Origin of the sequence: Streptococcus sp. k-163 (genome assembly GCF_013277555.1) — a bacterium.
Lineage (GTDB): Bacteria > Bacillota > Bacilli > Lactobacillales > Streptococcaceae > Streptococcus.
In genome coordinates, this window is sequence record NZ_VMND01000019.1 from 38,013 (window position 1) to 58,781 (window position 20,769).

The window sequence follows — 20,769 nt, forward strand, 5'->3', positions numbered from 1 at the left end:
TTGTCAGTTACAACTGCTTCTGGTAAGGCAGATTGGGTTGCAGGTTCGCCTTTTGCGCTTACAACGGCAGAATTTGAAGATTGTTTCTCTTCTTTTCTTGGATTGGTTAATTCTGCAGAGAGAGTTTTTTCAACTACTTGAACTTCTGTCGGCTTAGTTGAAGAAACAGATGTTTGTTCCTGCATAGTTTGTACTGTTGATGGATGTTCTACAAAATTTGGTGTAACACTATAATCCACCTTTTGTTGTTTTGTAGGAGTGGCTACTGATTTTTCTTGATTATTTACTTTAGACTCAGAAGTCGTTTTCCCCTCTTTGATATATCCAATATATGTGTAACCTGAAATGGCTTTAGGAAGAGGTAATTTTTCTCCAGAGGTCAATTCATAGTCAGTATTGTAATTTAGCAAAAGATTATTTTCTAAAGCATGAGCGGATACAAGAACACCATTTCCTATTCCTGCAACCAATACTAAATGTAATACTGTTTTATTCTTAACCTTTTTCTTAGAAACGGCAAAAATTAAAATCCCCAGAGCAGCTAAGCTAGCACCAGCAACCAAGGTTTGAACATCATTCTTGTTTCCAGTATTAGGTAATTCTCCCAGTTGATTTCGGGAATTTAATTTATAAACAAGATAATAAGTCTCATCATCATTATCCATGTATGTCGGAATATCATAGACAAGCTTATTCTTTTCATCTGATGATAACTCTGACTCTGTCACATATTTATAGTGAACTCCTGCAGTTTCTTGAGCACCCACAGATGAACTTCCTAATACAGACATAAAAAATAAACTTAAAATCGTTGCAGATACAAGTCCTACTGATAATTTTCTAAATGAAAAACGCTGCTGTTTTTCACCAAAATACTTTTCCATTATTCCTCCTTGAAATAAAATTTATATTTATCTTACGAAGACCTTCAATATATTAGTGTATTATCTATAAAAAAGGCATTACACTTTGATTATACTCTTAATTTACCAAAAAGTCTTAAAATTGCGTTACGTTTTCATACTTTGTTTTATATATAAAATACCAAGTAGTAATGTTTGCAATTCCCTATTATCTTTTTTCATAAAAGAACACCTACCATGGCATTTCCACGGTAGGTGTTACTTATATCACTAATCGTTCTAAAAATGGTTTGAGACAGTTTAGGAGAATTCCTTCTATCCAGCTTTCTTGTGCTGAGGAGAGATGATCTGCCTGGAGGCTTTCTTTTAGAAAATCTCGGACTTGTTCTGGTGCGATTTCAAACTCAAAAGCTTTCATTTTATAGAAAAAGTCGAGCAGATGGTCTGACAGATATTCAGTTGAAAATGGCACTTCTCCACTCTTTCGATATTCTAATAAGAGCCGAGCAAATCTAGATTTTTCTTCAGGAAGCTCACGAAAATAGGAATTGAGAAGCCAGGTCTGCTTCTGCTTTCTTTCAATTGGATCCTGACTAGCTATTCGTTGGTCTTTTTCCAGCTCTTTTTGGTATTGTTTGGCTTTGATAGCCCGTTCTGTTCGATTTTTACCAAAAAGTATTTTCTCCCACTTGCGTTCTTCTTGAGTAAGGGTTTCTGTAAAGCCAAAGTAATCCTGATAAGCACGCTCTGCTGGGCCCATAGCTAGAACCAGATTGTCTGCATATTGCTTGGCGATTTTATCTCTCTTTTTGCGCTCTTTCTCTGCCTGGATACGCAGTTCTTGTTCGTAGTCAATTTTCTCCTTACCTAGCTTGACAAGGTAGAGTTGGTCATCTGGTTTCCCAAGTAAAAAGGGTTTGATACACTTTTCAAGGACTTCCTCCATACGAGCCTTCTTCTTGGGTTCTGCCTTGGTCCAACTTCCTCCTTGAAAGACTTCTAGGAAGAGCTGGTAGTCTTTCTCAGGTGAGAACTGATTGCCACGATTGGGTTTAAAAACACCTTTTTCCCAGAGCCACTTTAGAAGTCGCTCGTCAAAGTCACTTTTATTGACCTTGATTTTTTCCTTTTTCTGGGCTTTTCTTGTCAGATTTTCAACCTTTCTGAGTAGTTTTTCTTCCTCTTCCAATTGCTGGTCAAGGGACAATCGGTGAAAATGACGAACACAGTCGCTACCAATCGGAAAGAGACGTTGGCCTGTGACACCATTAAAGAGTTCGTAGGCGTACTTGATGGCATTCCCACAGACACAATTGCTACGGCCGATACCGTTAAAAATCAAGGAAACTTCATTCCATTCCTTGGTAGCTTGTTCCCAAGTATCAGCTTTTGAAGCCTGTAAAACCGCATCGTGCAGGGATTTTCTAACTGGAAGTGTCATGAGGTCTCCTTTCTAGATTATACTTTTACAACTTGAACCTCGTTTTTACCTAGTAAAATCAAGTATTTTTCAATATTTTCAATCGAATAGGCTCGGGATAAAGCCTCACCATATAAGGCTAATTGACCACGATAGCGGTCTATGAGTTGACTTGGTTCATCATAGCGGTCTGTCTTATAGTCGAACAGAACAATTCTGTCCTCGTAAAGGAGATAGCCATCAAGGATACCACGGACAACGAAGTCTTCCTGACTCTTTTGGTCTCGTTTGAGCATGGAGAAAGGTTGCTCGCGATAGAGATGGTTGGTATTAGCGAGAATTTCCTGACCGAGCGCTGTGTCAAAGAATGCAAGAGTTTTAGCAAGATTGATCTTGTCCCTGACAGCTGGGCTGGTTTGAACTTGTTTGAGAGTTTCTGTCAGACTAGCAAGCGTTGGTCGCTGGCTGAGGTCAATTCTCTGCATGAGTTCGTGGGTAGCACTACCAATTTCAGCTCCAGTTACCTTTTCTTTGGTTGAAAAATCTGGCAAATCAAAGCTAATTTTCTTGTCTACTGACTGGCTTTGACCTGCAATCTCGACACCTTCCATATCCATAACTGGTTCGTAGAATTTCTTGATTTGACTCGGGGTTTGAACACTAGGAAGTTCAATGGCTGCGCGGTGAAGAGTATTATAGACTTCCACTTCTTTCAGCATTTCAAGAGCTTCCTTAATGGTTTCTGACTGGCGGTTGTCAGCTTGGGAGCTATCTTGGAGAGGGCTTTTATTTTCCAACTGACCGATAGCTTCTCTAGTCAGCTGATCATCGCCAACAAAACGATAGCTAAAGTTGAGATTGTCCTTGGCAAACACTTTACTGATAGCCCAAATCCAATCTTGGAAATTATTGGCTTGCAGTCTAGTATTGCTATTTAGTTTTCCATTTTTAGCTACAGGGTATTCTTTGGCTTCCAGCTTTTCACGAGAACCTTTACCGACAAGATAGAGCTTTTTCTCAGCCCTCGTCATGGCAACATACAGCAGACGCATCTGCTCTGAATAGCTTGCCAGCTGCAATTCCTCTTCATTCTGCCTATAGGTCAGGCTAGGAATGGAGAGTTTGATGGTTTTAGGATAGTGAGCTTCTACTGCTCCTGTTTCCATTTTGGCAATATACTTAACACCTAGTCCATTTTTTCGGCTGAGAATGACTTCTGACATAGAGTCTTGCTTGTTAAAGTCTTGATCCATATTGAGGATAAAGACGTAAGGAAACTCCAGCCCTTTACTCTTGTGAATGGTCATGAGTTCCACTGCATCTTTTGGCGGTGCGACGGCCACGCTTGATAAATCGTGCTGGGCTTCTAAAACTTGGTTAATCATACCAATAAAACGCGACAAACCTTTGAAATTGCTCTTTTCAAATTGATCAGCACGCAGTGCTAGGGCATAGAGATTGGCCTGTCTAGCAGGACCATTTGGCAAAGCCCCAACATAATCATAATAAAAGCGGTCGTTATAAATCTTCCAAGTCAGATCATAGAGTGAGTGGGTTTTGGCATACAAGCGCCATGAATCCAAGATATCCATGAATTTATTTAATTTTTCAGCTAAATCAGTATGAATTAACTCTTTCTGGATTGTTGTAAGTTTTTGAGCATTGACCAGTTTCTCATAGAGATTCTCTTGAACTTTGTCCTCTGCTTTCTGGAGAGACAAACGTGCTAACTCGTCCTCATCAAATCCAAACATTGGAGACTTCATGAGAGCAACCAAGGCATAATCTTGCAGGGGATTGTGAATGACACGAAGTGTATCCAACATGACTTGCACTTCTAGAGATTGGAGGTAATTGTTTTGTTCACCGTCGGTTTTGACAGGAATCCCGTACTCAGACAAGGCAAGGAGAATCTGGTCATTTCGACTGCGGCTGGAGGTCAAAAGGGCAATTTCCTTAAAAGCTACACTTTTCTCTTGATGAAGTTTAAGGATTTCCTTGATAACAAGGCGCATTTCACCTGTTAGTTTCGTTTCTGCCTGTCCCTCTTCTTCCTCACTTGTGTCGTCCTTATCATAGAGGAGAAATTCTGCCTTGTTGTCTGGATTAGGAGTCAGTTTGGTATTGGCAAAAACAAGATGGTGCATGTTATCATAGTTGATTTCGCCGACCTCTTGGTCCATGAGACGTTCAAAGACATCATTGGTTGCTGACAGCACTTCTGAACTGCTACGGAAATTTTCCTTGAGGAGAATCAGCTTGCCCTCTTTTGGATTTTGCGCATAGCGTTGGAACTTTTCATTGAAAATCTGCGGGTCTGCCTGACGGAAACGGTAGATGGACTGCTTGATATCTCCAACCATAAAGCGATTGTGACCATTCGACAGCAATTCCAACATCCGTTCTTGAATGTGGTTGGTGTCCTGGTACTCATCAACCATGACTTCGTAGAAACGTTCTTGATAAGCCTCACGAACTTGCGGGAAATTCTCTAAAATCTCAATAGTGTAATGGCTGATATCAGCGAATTCAAAGGCATTTTCCTGACGTTTACGCTGACGATAAGCCTCCACAAAATCGCTCATGAAAGATTGGAAGGTTTTAGCTAATCCCCATGTTTCTTGATGGAAACGTTCTTGATAGTCCAGAATCGTTATCTGATCTGCTAGTTGTCCTAGTTTAGCAAACTGGGCCTTTCTTTCTTCGTTGTAGGCATCAGCCAGTGGCTTCAAATCAGCCTTACGACTGGCATTCGTCAGAGCCCGACCATTTTTCTCTTTTGAAATTGCGACAATACGCGCAAGTACTGCCTGATAATCCTGACTATCAGACTCTTGATTTAAGGAGCCAATTTCATCCAGAACTAACTGAACATTTTCTAAATAAGCAGCCTTTGCAAACTCCTTGGCATCATTATCCAGATGATAACGGAAAAAGCTTTCCAAATCCCAAAGGGCTTGCTGGATTTGCTTAGTCAGTTTTTCTTTTTCACTGGTAAAATCAGCTTTTTCAAAGCCTTTGAGGAAAGATTTACTCAGCCACTTTTGAGGATTACTGGTAGATTGGAGGAAGTCATAAATTTTATAGACTTGCTGTCGCAGACCACGTTCATCTTTGCCGCGTCCAGCAAAATTTTTCAGCAAATGACTAAACTTTTCTTTCTGTTTACCTTGATAATGGGATTCAAAGACCTCATGGAAAACTTCGTTTTTTAGAAGGAGTTGCTCGCTTTGGTTTTGTAAAATACGGAAATTAGGTGCAATATCAAGCAGATAACCGTGTTTACCAAGGAATTTTTGTGTGAAAGAGTCCATGGTACCAATAGCCGCGTTGGGTAGATCTGCCAACTGGCGACCCAAGTGTTGTTTGAGGTCAACGTCATCGCTTTCTTGGATTTGCTGGCTGATTTTTTTCTCCAAACGTTCCTTAAGCTCAGTGGCTGCCTTAACGGTAAAGGTTGAGATGAAGAGTTGAGAAATTTCGACACCACGCGCCAATTGGTCCAGAATACGCTCTGCCATAACAAAGGTCTTCCCAGAACCAGCCGATGCTGAGACTAGGATATTCTGAACAGAAGTGTAGATGGCTTCAATTTGTTCGGCAGTTTTCTTTTGTTCCTTGTTCGAATTTGCTTCTGCTTCTTGCAATTTTTGAATTTCCTTCTCGATTAAAAAGGGAATAGGCTTCATCGATTCAACTCCTCTCTTATTTTTTCAAACCAAGCTTGCTTGAGTTTTGCTCCGACAAGACGCTTGCCATCAGCTAAGTCCAACTTTTCTAGAAAACGGGCTTGACCTAAGTGGTAATTGGCTTCAAAGCCAGTAATGGCTTGATGCTGCTGAACGTAGGGGGCAATGCTTCTACCATTTTCGGTATAAGGATTAATGGCGAACTGGCCTGTTAAAATCTTCTTAGCTGCTTTTTTATAAAGATGGGCATTGTAGTCCAGTAGGAGCTGGAATTCCTCATCTGTCAGCTGATTAGCCTTGTTTTTATTGTAAAATTCGCCTAAATGACTGCTTTCTTTTTCTAAAAAGAGACCTTGGTATTTCATTGACTTGCTAGCTTCTACTACTGCACCTGCCAGACTTTTAACGGCCGTCAAAGATTGGACAGGCTCAGCCATTTCCAAGTACATGGCACCAAAAAAGTTCTGCTCCCCTTCTCTTTTTAGGGCAGCTAGGTAGGTTGGTAACTGAGAATTAAGCCCATTAAAGAAATGAGGAAATTGGAACTGAGTTAGACTAGACTTGTAGTCTACTACCCCTATCGCTCCATCAGCTTTCAAACGGTCAATTCGGTCAACCTTACCTCGTACAAAGACACTGCGACCATTGTCCAATTGAATAAAGGCTTGCTCTTTTCCACCAAAATTTGCTTCTTCTTTGATGGTTTCAATAACTGGATTATGGCGGAGAATATGTCCAGTTGTCCGTGCAACATCAAGCAAAACTTCCTTTGTAAACTGGGCTTCCAAACTTTCCTGATAAATGGCTTCAAATTCGCGTTCTTGACTGGTTTCTTGGATAGCTTGTTCTAGACGTTTGTCAAAGGAATCTTCGTCAGGTAACTGCAAGGCACGTTCAAAGATACGGTGCAAGAAATTTCCGTGACTGCGGGCATCAGGACGCAGGCGTAATTCCTCCTGCAAGCCTAAAACATAGCGAAGGAAATAACTGTATTGGTTCCGGTAAAACTCTGTCAAACCAGAGGTAGAGAGGTAAAACTCCTGATCTGTAGGATAGAGAGCTTGTAAGGTATCTTTGGTCAACTGCTTACTGCTTGGGCTTGTTGGAAGGGCTGGATTTGCAAGGCCTTTTTGGTCAAGTTTTTTACCCATGACACGCGCCAGAACCTTAATAAATGTCAAATCTTGCTCAGTATCGCTCGTCTCGGCCTGTTGGTGATAGGCAACCAGACTAGACAAAAGACTGTGATAGGACCCCATATCCTCCTTAGACAGCCCTTTGTGATTCATCCTCTTCTCTCTCCGACTAAATCCAAAATGGACCAGCTCTTGAAGATAAGCTGACTCCTTACTTTCACTTTCATTAAAAAGGCTTGGAGCCGACAAGACCAACTGCTTACGCGCAGAATTGACCAAGGAAAGCATAGTGTAGCGATTTTTCTTGAGATTTTCACTGCTGGCAATTATCAATTGCGTCCCATCTTCTGTCGCTTGATTTAGGCTCTGTCTTTCTTCGTCAGTCAAAAGACTGGTATTTTGCGCGATTTTTGGTAAATTGTCCTGAGTCAGCCCAATAGCGTAGACAAAGTCAGCAGTCAATGGCGCAATCAAATCGTAACTTTGCACCAGAACGGTATCCACTGTCGCTGGAATGGTACGGTATTGGGACAAACTCATTCCAGAATGGAGCAGGGCTAGAAAGTCCTCTAGATTAACTTGCGAACCAGCAAAAACAGTCGCAAATTGTTCTAAAACATGACAGAAAGCCTTCCAAACTTCGGCTTGTCTTTCCTGTTCTACAGCTTCCATAGTGGCTGTCAAATCTTGCAACTGCTTGGTCACCGCTCCTTCTTTTAGAAAGACATTCCACTTTTGCAAGAGATTTTCAGCCTTCTGTTTTCGACTGGCAAAGAGAGTTTCAAGAGGTTCTAAAATTCTCAGGCGAAGGGCATTCAAACGCTCAAGATTAAATTTCCCATGGTGGGATTTGGTGAAGGTTTGCTGAAAGGCTGGCAAGCCATTGATACCAAGATAACGGATATATTGCTCAAATGCGTCAATATCAGACTGACTAAAATCGGTATACAAACCTGTTCTAAGAAGGTTAATCAAATCCTCCTGACGGAAACGATAGCGTTTTAAAGCCAAAATAGACTCGACAAACTGTGTCAAGGGGTGGTGCGCCATGGATTCGCTTCTACCAAGGTAGAAAGGAATCTGATACTGGTCAAAAATGGTTTTGAGAGATAACTGATAAGAAGCTACATCTCCCAAGAGAATACGAAAATGCTTGTAACTCAAGTCTGGATTGTCATGTAATTTCTGACGGATGCTACGGGCTACTAGCTCCAACTCCTCCTTTTGCGTCAAACAAGACCAGATTTGTAGATTTTCACGGTCTTTCTCATCGACATCCAAAGCGAGTTCTGAAAAGTCATAAGAAGACTCCAGCAAACGAGAGACCTTGTCAAAACTATCCATCTTCTCATGAATTTGAGAATAGTCCTGAGCAGGCGTTTGGTATTTAGAGGCCAGATGGTGGAGAAACTCCACACTAGCTTGGTAGAGATTACCCTCGCTAAAAGGGCTAGTATAGGCTTTCTTACTAGCATAGGCTCCAATGACAATCTCAACACCCTTGCCATGAAGTAGGTCCACAATTCGCTCTTCCTCGGCAGAAAAACGGGTAAATCCATCAATAACTAAGGCAATCTGTCTAAAATCACTACTAACTTTGTCATTCTCAATAGCCTCAATCAAATGGGACAACTGACTTCCCTGAGCTAACTGAGCTTGATTGAGATAAGCCGTTACCTTCTCAAAAATCAAGAGTAAATCGGCTCTCTTATCCTCATCCGTCAAACTCTCCAAGTCCAAAAAACTCACCTGTGCTTTGGTCATCTCGTGGTAAAGCTCAATCAACTGCTGGATAAACTGAGGATCCTGCTTGATAGCTCCATAAACACGTAAATCCTTAGGATCAAGTTCGGCAAGGCATTTATAAAAAGCCATCCCAAGACCGATATCATCAAGACTGGTCTTGGCAGGCAAGTCATTCAGGACCAGATAACGAGCCATTTGGGCAAAGCGCGTGACAGTAATCGCAAAAGAAGCCTGCTGGGACAAGCATTCCAGCACGGCACGTTCCTTTTCAAATGAAAGAGAGTTGGGAGCAATGTAAAAGACTCGCTTGCCAGCAGCAACTAGCTCTTCCGCCTCTCTGGTTAGAATTTCTGTCAAAGAAGTTCGAATATCAGTATAAAGTAATTTCATCTCAGCCTCGTTTGGTTTCTCAAAGTTTCTTACTCTATTATAGCAAAGTTCGCTTCACTGTCCAAATCCAAAATTCTTGTTGACAATCATTTAACTAGCAAATCAATCAAGCTTCGTCATCCACTTTCATATGATGAAATATATATAGGAAAAAGTCTTTGGAAACTTCAAAATGCCCATAACGAAGCCTAGAAGTATAGTTTTTCCATTCAGGATGTTGTCTGGCTATTTCTATGGAGCAATCTTTGACTGGTAGATAATACTCGACATTTCGTCTAAAGGGAAAGAATCCTTCAAACTGCTCTACTTGATAGGCTTTGTCATCTATAATTTTACCTACGGCCACAAAAGCCTGTAACTTATCTTGACCATTCATATCGTATTTGGGGCTATAGTATAAAAGATAATCGCCTTTTTTCATACGGTTTAAGGGGCCGCCCTTTCCATGACAGACCTGGCAAAAATTCCCCTCAACTCCTCTTAAAACATGATTCTTTGAAACAACTCCGACCCAATATCTAGGCATTTTTATCCTCCAACTCTGCTAACATGCGATTAAAACTTTCTCTATCGTTAGAAAGTTTTTCAAAAAATTCTTCATCAACCCCTTCTACTAAGGGTAAAGCTTGATTGACCTTCTCCACACCAGACTTCGTCACTAAAACCAGTTTGGCTCGACTATCCTTTGGATGTTGATCGCGTCTAATGTAGTCTTTCTTCTCTAGTAACCGGACAATCTGAGAAACCGTCATGACATCCATACCTGTGAAACGAGCAATATCAACTTGTGTTACATATTCCTCTCTATTCGTCAGAAATAAGAGCGAAGTCAAAATGATAAATTGGGGCAAAGTAAGACCAACTGATTTTAAAACTCTTTTTAAATTACTTTCCCACTTGTTGTAGACTTTGATGAAAAGAAGACCTGTGGACTCTGTTTCATCATTCTTGTAAATTGAATTAAAGTGATACTTTGACATTATTTTTCCTTAAATATTAAGTATACATATTATAAGATAATTTATTTTATTTTTCAAGAAAAGGGAGCTTGAATGTTACAATTCTGTCAGACATTTTATGTTCTATATGCTATAATAAAAGCAAAACACCTAGAAAAGGAAGACCTATGATTAAACTACTAGCCTTGGATATGGACGGAACCCTCCTCAATGAAGCCAAGGAAATCCCACAAGCTCACATTACTGCTATTCACCAAGCCATTGAAAAAGGTGTCAAACTGGTTCTCTGTACGGGTCGCCCGCTTTTCGGTGTCCTCCCCTACTACAAAAAACTGGGACTAGACCTCCAGAATGAGTATGTGATTGTTAACAACGGTTGCTCAACTCACCAAACCAGCGATTGGAATTTGGTTGACTGGCAAGAACTCAGTCCAGCTGACATCGAATACCTCTATGACCTTGCTGAAAAAAGTGATGTTCAGTTGACTCTTTTTGACGAGACACATTATTTTGTCCTCGGTGGCAAACCTAATGAAATCGTTCAAAATGATGCCAAGCTAGTCTTTTCAGACCTGACTGAAATTTCCCTTGAGGAAGCTACCAGTGGTAAGTACCGTATGTTCCAAGGTATGTTTTTGGGTACCAAAGAGCAAACAGACGATTTTGAAGAGCGTTTTGCTGGGGAACTCTGTCAACGATTCAGTGGAGTTCGTTCGCAGCCTGTCATTTATGAAGCCATGCCACTTGGAACGACAAAGGCTACTGCTCTTTCACGACTGGCAGAGATTCTGAAGATTGATTCCTCAGAAATCATGGCTATGGGCGATGCTAATAACGATATTGAAATGCTCCAATTTGCAGGGCTTGGTGTTGCAATGGGAAATGCCAGCGATTATGTCAAATCTCTTGCGGATGCCGTTACAGCAAGCAACGAAGAAGACGGCGTTGCGCGTGCCATTGAGAAATATATTTTATAATTAAGAAGCCCAGTTCGTGTCAACTGGGTTTTGATATTTAAGAATTCCTAAAACTTTAGAAACTCTTTAGAAATCCTTGAGCTTTCTTTGATTTCTATGCTTTATACTAAAGTTATCAAAATAAATCAAAAGGAGAGAATCATGAAAACAGTACTTGATATTCATGGATTGTCCAAAAACTTTGACAAACAAGCTATTCTTCAGGATCTTCATTTAACGATAAGAGAGGGAGATATTTATGGACTTATTGGGAAGAATGGAGCTGGGAAGACTACCTTGATAAAAATTATTACGCAACTGCTGTTTGCGGATAAAGGAACTGTTTCCCTCTTTTCTAGTCAATCGGAAAATGAGTGGACCAAGGCTCTATCTCGAGTAGGTTCAGTGATTGAATCACCTGTAGCTCATAATCACTTAACAGCCTATCAAAATCTGAAATATTATTGTATGATTCGTCATATTCCAAATGCTGATCAAGTCATTCGAGAAACGCTGGACTATGTAGGTTTGTCAGATACAGGTAAGAAAGTCTTTCGTGATTTCTCGCTAGGAATGAAACAAAGACTTGGTATTGCCATTGCCCTCCTATCCAAACCAGACTTCCTGATCCTAGATGAACCTATTAACGGTCTCGACCCAATAGGTATCAAAGAATTTCGACTAATGATTCAACGACTAAATCAAGAAAAAGGGATCACCATTCTCATCTCTAGCCATATCTTGTCAGAACTCTATCTCCTAGCCAATCGTTTTGGTATTTTAGATCAAGGCAAGATTATCCGTGAAATCAGCAAAGCTGAATTTGAAACACTAAGCGAGGATTACATTGTTCTTAAGACAGCTGACCAAGAGAAAGCTTGTCAAGTATTAAAAGAACAAATCCATCTCCAGTTCAAGGTTGTGAATCCAGAAAATGAAATCCATATCTTTGGTCAGGAACAAGATGTCAAACAGATTCTTAAGGAATTAACTTTGGCAGATGTTGCTATTGACGAGATTTACTATGCCCGTCAAAACCTAGAAGAATACTTCACTCAATTGGTCGAATAGGAGGAAAATCATGATACATACCATTCAAGCAGACTTTTACCGTCTTTTCCGTTCCAAAGGTTTTTGGATTACAGAATTCATTCTCTTTGCTCTCATGCTAATGGGTGCAAGTATAGGAGCTACTGGTCATCTGATGGCAATCCAGACAGAAGAACCAGAAATTCCAACCCATGGTTGGGACGGTGTACAAGCACTTATTAACGCTTCTAGTCAAGGTTCAAACCTCGTTTTTCTCTGTATCATCCTATCCTGCCTCGTTCTTGGAGTTGATTTAATCGGTAAACTCTATAAAAATAATTTAACAGTGGGTGTTTCTCGTACCGAGTTTTTCCTTGCCAAAGCCTTTGTATTGACTTGTATTGCACTTTTGCAAGTCATCATCTGTCTTGTGATTGCCTTTATTCCAGCAACTATCTTAAATGGATTTGGAACTATGCCTGATGGCTTTATTGGCAATCTACTGGTAACCATTTTCCTTCAATTCCTTTGCCTCCTTGCTTGGCTTTCCATTGTTTCCTTCATTCTCTATGTTAGTCATTCTTATCTTGCGGTATTTATTGGTTATTTGGTCAGCTCTATCTTACTTTCTATGCCAATGCTCATCTTCCCAAGTATCAAAATTTTGCCATATTTATCCTTGCGATTTACCTATGCTATGACTGCTAATAGTGAATCCATTTTCTATACACTTATAGTTACTTTAGCTGTTATTGTAATTTTTAATATAAGTGGACTGACAGTTTTCAAAAAGAAAAGTCTATAAAAAACTTCAAGCAGGTAGAGCCTGCTAACTCATGATAGAAAAAGAAGTTCACCTTGAAGTTTACCTTATAATAAAGATGAACAATACAAATCCGTTGTCTTTATAGTAGATTGAATCTAGAATTGCACAATATCGCTTCTAAAATATTTTTAGAAATTACTTTAAATTTCTTAATCAATTTGTTTAGATTCTATTTCAATCTACTATACTGTAGCTCTTCACAATACCTTAGATTGGGTGGTAGAAAAACATGTTACACATGTTTTTTTCAAATCATGACCACCCGTTTGACGGGTGGTTTGTCCCAGGGCTATAAGCCCAAATTACCAGCCAGCGCCTAAAGACGCTGGTTTTCACGTTGTTCAAACCTTATTGCTCTTGACTCGTCACTTGCCTCTTAAAGAGGCTTTAGTATTACTTACCACTATTCCTAAAGGGATCCTCATATTCTTTTACACTTAATTTATCTAGTGCTATATCATGCTTTACTCGTTCTCAAATTTTCATACTCGTGAAGAAATCATCCACTGGATAATTTCTTTAATCTTGAATATATTTCTTAATTGTAGCTTCATTGAGTCCCACCGTACTTACATAATAACCTTCCGCCCAGAAATGCCGATTCCCAAACTTGTACTTGAGATTGGCGTGTTTATCAAACATCATGAGTGCACTTTTTCCTTTTAAATAACCCATGAAACTCGAAACACTTATCCTCGGTGGAATACTTACTAACATATGTACATGGTCTGGCATTAAGTGACACTCGATAATTTCAACTCCTTTATAACTACACAAACGATGAAATATTTCGCCTAAACTACTTCTATATTGATTATAGATGACTTTTCGTCTATACTTAGGGTGAACACAATGTGATACTTACAGTGCCACTTTGTGTGCGATAAACTATGATCCTTTTGTGCCATATTTTTCTCCTTTCGCTTTACAATTGCCTTGAAGAGCTTTATTGTATCGCGTTTGGAGTTTTTTGGGTACAACCTTCGACGCGTACCTGCATAGCGGGTGGTTTTTTTGTCTCGCACCTAACGGAGCGAGACGGACTGAAAGTCACATAAGAAAAAAGAAAGGACGAAATTTGTCCTTTCTCGAGCTTAGCTTTTCTGCAACCCCTTACAGTTGAAAAAGAGCCTTCTTTTTATATCTCAGTCAATGGTGTTGCGGTATCTGGTGAGGTATCATATACCTTAAAGTCTACTCCTACACCTAGATCAGCTTGTGCTAGCTGATTCACCATGGTCATATGAGCTAGCTCCTTGATATTGTTCTCCTTAGATAAATGCCCAAGGTAGATTTTCTTAGTGCGGTTTCCCAAGGTACGAATCATAGCTTCGGCACCGTCCTCGTTAGAAAGGTGACCTAGATCCGATAGGATTCGTTGTTTAAGTCGCCAAGCGTAAGAACCTGCTCGCAAAATCTCTACATCATGGTTGGACTCGATAAGATATCCATCCGCATTTTCGACAATTCCTGCCATACGGTCACTCACATAACCTGTATCAGTCAGCATGACAAAACTCTTGTCATCCTTCATAAAGCGATAGAACTGCGGAGCAACCGCATCATGGCTAACCCCAAAACTCTCAATATCAATATCTCCAAAGGTTTTGGTTTTGCCCATTTCAAAGATATGCTTTTGTGAAGAATCTACCTTGCCAAGATACTTGCTATTTTCCATAGCCTGCCAGGTCTTTTCATTGGCATACAAATCCATACCATACTTGCGAGCCAAAACACCCACTCCGTGGATATGGTCTGAATGCTCATGTGTAATCAAGATGGCATCCAAGTCTTCTGGTTTGCGATTAATTTCAGCAAGTAGGCTAGTAATCTTTTTACCAGACAAGCCTGCATCCACTAAAAGCTTCTTTTTCGGGGTTTCCAGATAAAAGGAATTTCCACTGGAACCCGACGCTAAAATACTGTATTTAAAGCCTGTTTCACTCATTCTAGTCTTCTACTTCGTCCTCCCATACTTCTTCTTTCACTGCATCCTTATCATAAGGGAGCACAATGGTGAAGGTTGATCCCTTACCGTATTCACTCTTGGCCCAAATAAAGCCCTTATGTTGTTTGATAATTTCTTTAGCAATTGCTAGTCCTAGACCCGTACCACCTTGGGCACGACTTCTGGCACGATCCACACGATAAAAACGGTCAAAGATACGTGGTAAATCTTGCTTTGGAATCCCCAATCCCTGGTCAGAAATAGACAAAATCATCTGATCATCAGTCGTCTTCATGGTCACTGTGATTTTCCCGCCATCAGGCGAATACTTGATGGCATTGTTAAGAATATTGTCAATCACCTGTGTCATCTTGTCAGTATCAATTTCAATCCAGACAGAGGTAATTGGATAATCTCTCACCAATTCATATTTTTTCTCTCCATCTGGTCCTCTCATTTTATCAAAACGATTAAGAATAAAAGTAATAAAGGCAGTGAAGTTAATCATTTCCACATCTAGGTGACTAGTCGCATTATCAATCCTAGAAAGATGAAGGAGATCCGTCACCATTCGCATCATACGGTTGGTTTCATCTAGAGATACCTTGATAAAGTCTGGTGCGATAGGTTCTGTCAGAGCCCCTTCATCCAAGGCTTCAAGATAGGATTTTACGCTAGTCAGAGGCGTCCGTAGCTCATGACTAACGTTGGAAACAAAAAGTCTCCGTTCGCGCTCTTCCTTCTCCTGCTCTGTCGTATCGTGCAAAACAGCAACCAAACCTGAGATAAAGCCAGACTCACGACGCACCAAAGCAAAGCGTACACGAAGGCTCAGATACTCACCATTGGCATCCTGAGAATCAATCATTAGCTCAGGAACTTGGGTAATCAAATCACGAAGTTCATACTCATCTTCAATCTTAAGCAATTCTAGAATACTTTTATTGAGAACTTCTTCTTTCTGAACGCCTAGCTGTTTCTTAGCCATGTCATTAATCATGGTAATCTTGCCACGACGATTGGTCGCAAGAACTCCGTCTGTCATGTAAGAGAGGATACTGTGCAATCGTTTACTCTCTTGTTCCAGATTTTCTTGGGTCAAACGGATTACTTCTGATAAATCATTGAGATTATTGGTAATATTAGTGATTTCAGAGCTTCCCTGCATATCCAATACCTGAGAATAATCTCCTGCAATCAGGTCCTTTACCTTTTGATTGATTTTCTTCAACCGAATATTATCCCGACGATTTTCTAGTAAAAGCAAGGTCACCACTAAAATAAAGCCAAGTAGAATGAGGACAAAGATAAAATCACTAGTTAAAACTGTGTCTTTAATTAGTTTAATCATTATTTCTCATATAATAACCGACACCGCGACGTGTTAGAATATACTCAGGACGGCTTGGTGTGTCTTCAATCTTCTCACGCAAACGTCTAATAGTTACGTCGACTGTTCGAACATCTCCGAAATAATCGTAACCCCAGACCGTTTCAAGCAAGTGTTCACGTGTAATCACTTGACCGATATGAGAAGCCAAGTGGTACAAGAGTTCAAATTCACGGTGGGTTAAGTCTAGTTCTTCACCGTATTTCTTAGCAACATAGGCATCTGGAACAATTTCTAAATCTCCAATTTGGATAGGCTGAGGTTTGCTGTCTCCTTCCTGCTCATCTACTGGCATAGGCTGAGAACGACGCAGAAGTGCTTTAACACGCGCCTGCAACTCACGATTCGAGAAGGGTTTTGTCACATAGTCATCCGCCCCAAGCTCTAAACCGATAACCTTGTCAAATTCGCTATCCTTAGCTGAAAGCATGATAATAGGCACACTACTGGTCTTGCGAATAGTCTTCGCAACTTCTAAGCCATCAATTTCTGGAAGCATCAAATCCAGAATAATAATATCTGGCTGCTCTGCTTCAAATTGCTCTAGCGCTTCACGACCGTTAAAAGCAGTTACAACTTCGTAACCTTCCTTGGTCATATTAAACTTGATAATATCCGAGATTGGTTTTTCATCATCTACAATTAATATTTTTTTCATATGTTCACCTTTTTCTCTACTATTATACCAAAAAAATAACAAGAAGACACAATAGCTAGTCTTTGCTACTGTCTATATTGGCTTTTGCATAAGCCTGCCAGATTTTTTGTTGGGGTTTGGCAAGTGGATAATTCTTAAACTCTTCTGGTGAAAGCCAGCGAACTTCCCTATCTGAAAAGTCATGGAAGTCACTTACCTGACCTGCTACAATTTGAACATGCCACTTGCGATGACTAAATACATGCTTGACAGTCTCAAAATAAACATCAAGCCAATCAACTTCTAAGTCATAGTCCTGCTGGAAACTCTCTTCTGGACTTGGACCAAAGTTCACGTTTTCTTCCGCAACCTGATGAAAGAGGTCAAACTGTTCTTCTTGCGAAAAGTTATCAACTTCTATCAAGGGGAAATGCCAAAAACCTGCCAATAGCTTTTCACTTTCATTTTTTTCAAGTAAAAATTGCCCCTGAGTATTTTTGACCACCAAGGCTTTAAGATAAATAGGAACAGGCTTTTTCTTTGGAGCCTTAATTGGATAACGGTCCATGCTTCCATTCTGATATGCCGCACTAAAATCCTTCACTGGACTCTCTTCTGGCCTAGGATTTACAGGAGCCTCAATATCAGATCCTAAGTCCATCAAGGCTTGATTAAAGTCACCTGGCCGTTCTGGGTCAATCAGAATTTCCATCATTGCCTGAAAAATTTTGCGATTACTTGGAATCCCAATATCGTGATTAACTTCAAATAGACGCGCCAAGACCCGCATGACATTACCATCTACAGCTGGCTCAGGCAAGTTAAAAGCAATACTGGAAATGGCTCCTGCTGTGTAAGGTCCAATTCCTTTCAGGCTGGAAATTCCTTCATAGGTGTTTGGAAATTGACCACCAAAATCAGCCATAATCTGCTGGGCCGCAGCCTGCATATTACGAACTCGAGAATAATAGCCCAAACCTTCCCAAGCCTTCAACAAACCTTCTTCAGGCGCAGCTGCCAAACTTTCCACGGTCGGAAACCATTCCAAGAATCGTTTATAATAGGGAATAACCGTATCCACCCTGGTCTGCTGGAGCATGATTTCAGACACCCAGATATGATAAGGATTTTTACTTCTGCGCCACGGTAAATCTCTTTTGTTTTCATCATACCAACTAAGAAGTTTCTCACGGAAAGAAATGATCTTTTCCTCCGACCACATGACGATACCGTATTCTTTCAAATCTAACATATCTCTAGTATAACACAGAAGATTTCACCTGTCTTTTTATCTGATTTATAATATTTTCAATAGATAGTATATGATTTTTCTTTCTACTTAAATATTTGATATGATTACAACTGAAAATCAATAAAATATCATAGAATGCGATTATCCACCTTCAGGGTTTGATTTTGAGACAAATAAACCATAAAGACTCATCTCTCTTATAAAACAATGAAAATGCAGGTTGATATCATCCTAAAACAAGTGAAAAAATGAAAAATAAAAGCCTATTGACCAAGCTAGAAAGCTTGATACAATAGGCTTTTTAAAGGCTAATTATTTAACAGCGTCTTTAAGAGCTTTACCAGCTTTGAATGCTGGTACTTTAGAAGCTGCAATTGTGATTTCTTTACCAGTTTGTGGGTTGCGACCTTTACGTGCAGCACGCTCACGAACTTCAAAGTTACCAAAACCGATCAATTGAACTTTTTCACCAGCTGCAAGGTAGTCAGCTACTGCTGCAAATACAGCTTCAACTGCTGCTGCTGAGTCTTTCTTAGTCAATTCTGTAGCTTCTGCTACTTTAGCGATCAAATCTTGTTTGTTTGCCATGTTAACGATTCCTCCAAATTAATTTCTAATTAACAAATATAATCATATCCTAAAATTCCTTATAGGTCAAGTTAAAAACGCTGTTTATTCGCATTTTCTTTATTTTTTTAGGAATGGTAACGTACCAAAATAGCCCATGCATTCTCGCCTGTATGAGTCTGAATAATAGAACCTGTTTCTAAAACAGAAATTGGCTTTTCAACATAAGCTTGTAAGCTTTCTTTCATCTCTTTTGCCCAATCAGCACTACCAGAATATGAAATTCCAATCTCTGCTACAGAACGTTCAGAGAGAGATGCTGTCAACTCATCCAACCATTTTTTAAAAGTTTTAGCTCCACGACCTTTAACAATTGGCTGCAATTCATGGTCCTTCATCTGCATGACAACACGGATATTGAGAAGTGAACTCAACAATCCGGTTACACGGCCAATTCGTCCACCTTTGACAAGATTTTCCAAAGTTGAAACGCCAATATAAAGTTCTGTGTGGTTTTTAACCTCTTCTACATGAGATAAAATGGTCTCCATGTCTTTGCCTTCTTGAGCTAATCTCGCAGCCTCAACAACTTGGAATTTCAAGGCTTGATCTGTAAAAGAGCTATCAAGAACAGTCACATCTGCAGTAGATAGGCTAGCACCTTGACGCGCTGCTTCTACAGTACCAGAAAGGGCATGGGACATATGAATAGCAAGAATCTGGCTACCATCTTTGCATAGGTCTTCAAACACTTCAGCAAAGACACCTACAGGTGGCTGACTTGTTTTCGGAAGATTCTTAGCTTCTTGCATCAACTGAAGAAATTTACCTTCTTCTTTCAAATCCGCATCAGAATAAACAACATTATCAATCATTACAGATAATGGAACAATTGTTATATCTAATTGTTTTACTAGTTCTGGTTCAATAGTAACAGATGAATCGGTTACAATCTTAATTTTTGTCATAGTATCAATCTTTCTATTTTAGGATTCAGATTGGTTTTCTCACATCTAATTATATCAAAAAAAGATTAAAAATCCTAATGGAGTCATTCAAATTTTCCTTAAAAATTTGATATAATCTACTTATAAGAAAAGAGGTTCCTATGATTAAAAAAATTTATCCCGTTTTAACCATTTTACTAGGTGCTGCCATTTATGCTTTTGGGCTAACTTATTTTGTAGTTCCTCATCACCTCTTTGAAGGAGGAGCGACAGGTATTACCCTCATCACCTTTTATCTTTTTAAAATCCCTGTTTCCCTCATGAACCTGCTGATTAACATTCCCCTTTTTATCCTAGCTTGGAAAATATTTGGAGCAAAATCCCTCTATTCTAGTTTGCTTGGAACCTTAGCTTTGTCCGCCTGGTTGGCTTTTTTTGAGCGTATTCCCCTTCATATTGATCTTCAAGGTGATTTACTGATTACTGCACTTATAGCGGGAATTCTATTGGGAATTGGCCTTGGAATTATCTTTAATGCTGGTGGTACAACTGGCGGAACTGATATTGTAGCTCGTATTATCAACAAATACACTCATATATCCATGGGGAAGCTGCTCTTTATCTTAGATTTTTGTATTCTTATGCTCATTCTCCTGATCTTCAAGGATTTGAGATTGGTTTCTTACACGCTCTTATTTGATTTTATCGTTTCTCGTGTTATTGACTTGATTGGTGAAGGAGGATATGCAGGTAAAGGCTTCATGATTATCACAAAACGTCCTGATCAACTTGCTAAGGCGATTAATGATGACCTAGGAAGAGGTGTTACTTTTATTTCCGGTCAAGGCTACTATAGTCAAAAAGATTTGAAGATTATCTACTGTATTGTCGGTAGAAATGAGATTGTGAAAATGAAGGAAATGATTCATCGAATTGACCCTCAAGCCTTTATCACGATCACAGAAGCCCATGAAATCCTTGGAGAAGGCTTCACCTTTGAAAAAGAATAAAAAG

Annotated in this window: 16 protein-coding genes and 1 pseudogene; 4 read left to right on the forward strand and 13 right to left on the reverse strand. The window is 39.8% G+C overall.

The window, feature by feature from the left end:
• From HT731_RS07810 to HT731_RS07835, 6 genes are all read right to left on the reverse strand, one after another.
• Positions 1–884: YSIRK-type signal peptide-containing protein (locus HT731_RS07810; protein WP_173278397.1), on the reverse strand; the 884-nt coding region annotated here is incomplete at its 3' end.
• Positions 885–1,125: 241 nt separating this feature from the next.
• The gene (locus HT731_RS07815; protein WP_173278398.1) at positions 1,126–2,304 is read right to left on the reverse strand and encodes a hypothetical protein; all 1,179 of its coding nucleotides are present in this window, start codon (positions 2,302–2,304) and stop codon (positions 1,126–1,128) included.
• A 17-nt stretch (positions 2,305–2,321) separates the two neighbouring features.
• Positions 2,322–5,972: a helicase-exonuclease AddAB subunit AddA gene (gene addA / locus HT731_RS07820; protein ID WP_173278400.1), complete on the reverse strand. Its 3,651-nt coding sequence runs from the start codon at positions 5,970–5,972 to the stop codon at positions 2,322–2,324.
• Positions 5,969–9,244 (reverse strand): ATP-dependent nuclease subunit B, encoded by a 3,276-nt coding sequence (gene rexB, locus HT731_RS07825; protein ID WP_173278402.1) that lies wholly within the window; start codon positions 9,242–9,244, stop codon positions 5,969–5,971. Before rexB ends, addA begins: the two co-directional genes overlap by 4 nt.
• A 106-nt stretch (positions 9,245–9,350) precedes the next feature.
• Entirely contained in the window at positions 9,351–9,770 is a 420-nt protein-coding gene (locus HT731_RS07830; RefSeq protein ID WP_033680235.1) for an EVE domain-containing protein, read from the reverse strand.
• The gene (locus tag HT731_RS07835) at positions 9,763–10,224 is read right to left on the reverse strand and encodes a MarR family transcriptional regulator (protein ID WP_033680236.1); all 462 of its coding nucleotides are present in this window, start codon (positions 10,222–10,224) and stop codon (positions 9,763–9,765) included. The genes HT731_RS07830 and HT731_RS07835 overlap by 8 nt, the downstream gene beginning before the upstream one ends.
• A 146-nt stretch (positions 10,225–10,370) precedes the next feature.
• On the opposite strand from HT731_RS07835, the gene HT731_RS07840 reads away from it, so the two are divergent.
• The 3 genes from HT731_RS07840 (at position 10,371) to HT731_RS07850 (ending at position 12,993) form a co-directional block, all read left to right on the forward strand.
• Positions 10,371–11,180, forward strand: coding sequence for a Cof-type HAD-IIB family hydrolase (locus HT731_RS07840; RefSeq protein WP_033680237.1), 810 nt, complete (start codon positions 10,371–10,373; stop codon positions 11,178–11,180).
• A 141-nt stretch (positions 11,181–11,321) separates the two neighbouring features.
• Positions 11,322–12,230, forward strand: a complete 909-nt coding sequence (locus HT731_RS07845; protein WP_033680238.1) for an ATP-binding cassette domain-containing protein — start codon at positions 11,322–11,324, stop codon at positions 12,228–12,230.
• A 10-nt stretch (positions 12,231–12,240) separates the two neighbouring features.
• Complete coding sequence (locus tag HT731_RS07850; protein WP_173278404.1) at positions 12,241–12,993, forward strand: ABC transporter permease; 753 nt, start codon at positions 12,241–12,243, stop codon at positions 12,991–12,993.
• Positions 12,994–13,407: 414 nt separating this feature from the next.
• Here HT731_RS07850 and tnpA read toward each other — a convergent pair.
• The 7 genes and pseudogenes from tnpA to HT731_RS07885 all read right to left on the reverse strand — a co-directional run bounded on the left by tnpA (position 13,408) and on the right by HT731_RS07885 (position 19,776).
• Positions 13,408–13,922 (reverse strand): annotated as a pseudogene (tnpA, locus tag HT731_RS07855) (IS200/IS605 family transposase).
• A gap of 230 nt (positions 13,923–14,152) precedes the next feature.
• The gene (locus HT731_RS07860) at positions 14,153–14,962 is read right to left on the reverse strand and encodes an MBL fold metallo-hydrolase (protein ID WP_000004965.1); all 810 of its coding nucleotides are present in this window, start codon (positions 14,960–14,962) and stop codon (positions 14,153–14,155) included.
• Position 14,963: 1 nt separating this feature from the next.
• Positions 14,964–16,313, reverse strand: a complete 1,350-nt coding sequence (gene vicK / locus HT731_RS07865) for a cell wall metabolism sensor histidine kinase VicK (RefSeq protein ID WP_049535173.1) — start codon at positions 16,311–16,313, stop codon at positions 14,964–14,966.
• Complete coding sequence (gene yycF, locus HT731_RS07870) at positions 16,306–17,010, reverse strand: response regulator YycF (RefSeq protein WP_000722067.1); 705 nt, start codon at positions 17,008–17,010, stop codon at positions 16,306–16,308. Before yycF ends, vicK begins: the two co-directional genes overlap by 8 nt.
• Positions 17,011–17,065: 55 nt before the next feature.
• The gene (gene mutY, locus HT731_RS07875) at positions 17,066–18,241 is read right to left on the reverse strand and encodes an A/G-specific adenine glycosylase (protein WP_061759121.1); all 1,176 of its coding nucleotides are present in this window, start codon (positions 18,239–18,241) and stop codon (positions 17,066–17,068) included.
• Positions 18,242–18,553: 312 nt separating this feature from the next.
• Entirely contained in the window at positions 18,554–18,829 is a 276-nt protein-coding gene (locus tag HT731_RS07880) for an HU family DNA-binding protein (protein WP_001284637.1), read from the reverse strand.
• Between the two features lie 107 nt (positions 18,830–18,936).
• Positions 18,937–19,776, reverse strand: coding sequence for a DegV family protein (locus HT731_RS07885; RefSeq protein WP_061759122.1), 840 nt, complete (start codon positions 19,774–19,776; stop codon positions 18,937–18,939).
• Between the two features lie 140 nt (positions 19,777–19,916).
• Between HT731_RS07885 and HT731_RS07890 the strand changes: the two genes are divergently transcribed.
• A complete protein-coding gene (locus HT731_RS07890; protein ID WP_061759123.1) occupies positions 19,917–20,765 on the forward strand; it encodes a YitT family protein in 849 nt (282 codons plus the stop codon).
• Positions 20,766–20,769: the final 4 nt, after the last annotated feature.

Coding starts and splice junctions, on each gene's coding strand:
- yycF (WP_000722067.1), bottom strand. CDS start 17,010: ATGAAAAAAATATTAATTGTAGATGATGAAAAACCAATCTCGGATATT.
- HT731_RS07835 (WP_033680236.1), bottom strand. CDS start 10,224: ATGTCAAAGTATCACTTTAATTCAATTTACAAGAATGATGAAACAGAG.
- HT731_RS07885 (WP_061759122.1), bottom strand. CDS start 19,776: ATGACAAAAATTAAGATTGTAACCGATTCATCTGTTACTATTGAACCA.
- mutY (WP_061759121.1), bottom strand. CDS start 18,241: ATGTTAGATTTGAAAGAATACGGTATCGTCATGTGGTCGGAGGAAAAG.
- HT731_RS07830 (WP_033680235.1), bottom strand. CDS start 9,770: ATGCCTAGATATTGGGTCGGAGTTGTTTCAAAGAATCATGTTTTAAGA.
- HT731_RS07850 (WP_173278404.1), top strand. CDS start 12,241: ATGATACATACCATTCAAGCAGACTTTTACCGTCTTTTCCGTTCCAAA.
- HT731_RS07845 (WP_033680238.1), top strand. CDS start 11,322: ATGAAAACAGTACTTGATATTCATGGATTGTCCAAAAACTTTGACAAA.
- HT731_RS07880 (WP_001284637.1), bottom strand. CDS start 18,829: ATGGCAAACAAACAAGATTTGATCGCTAAAGTAGCAGAAGCTACAGAA.
- vicK (WP_049535173.1), bottom strand. CDS start 16,313: ATGATTAAACTAATTAAAGACACAGTTTTAACTAGTGATTTTATCTTT.
- HT731_RS07860 (WP_000004965.1), bottom strand. CDS start 14,962: ATGAGTGAAACAGGCTTTAAATACAGTATTTTAGCGTCGGGTTCCAGT.
- HT731_RS07890 (WP_061759123.1), top strand. CDS start 19,917: ATGATTAAAAAAATTTATCCCGTTTTAACCATTTTACTAGGTGCTGCC.
- addA (WP_173278400.1), bottom strand. CDS start 5,972: ATGAAGCCTATTCCCTTTTTAATCGAGAAGGAAATTCAAAAATTGCAA.
- rexB (WP_173278402.1), bottom strand. CDS start 9,244: ATGAAATTACTTTATACTGATATTCGAACTTCTTTGACAGAAATTCTA.
- HT731_RS07840 (WP_033680237.1), top strand. CDS start 10,371: ATGATTAAACTACTAGCCTTGGATATGGACGGAACCCTCCTCAATGAA.
- HT731_RS07815 (WP_173278398.1), bottom strand. CDS start 2,304: ATGACACTTCCAGTTAGAAAATCCCTGCACGATGCGGTTTTACAGGCT.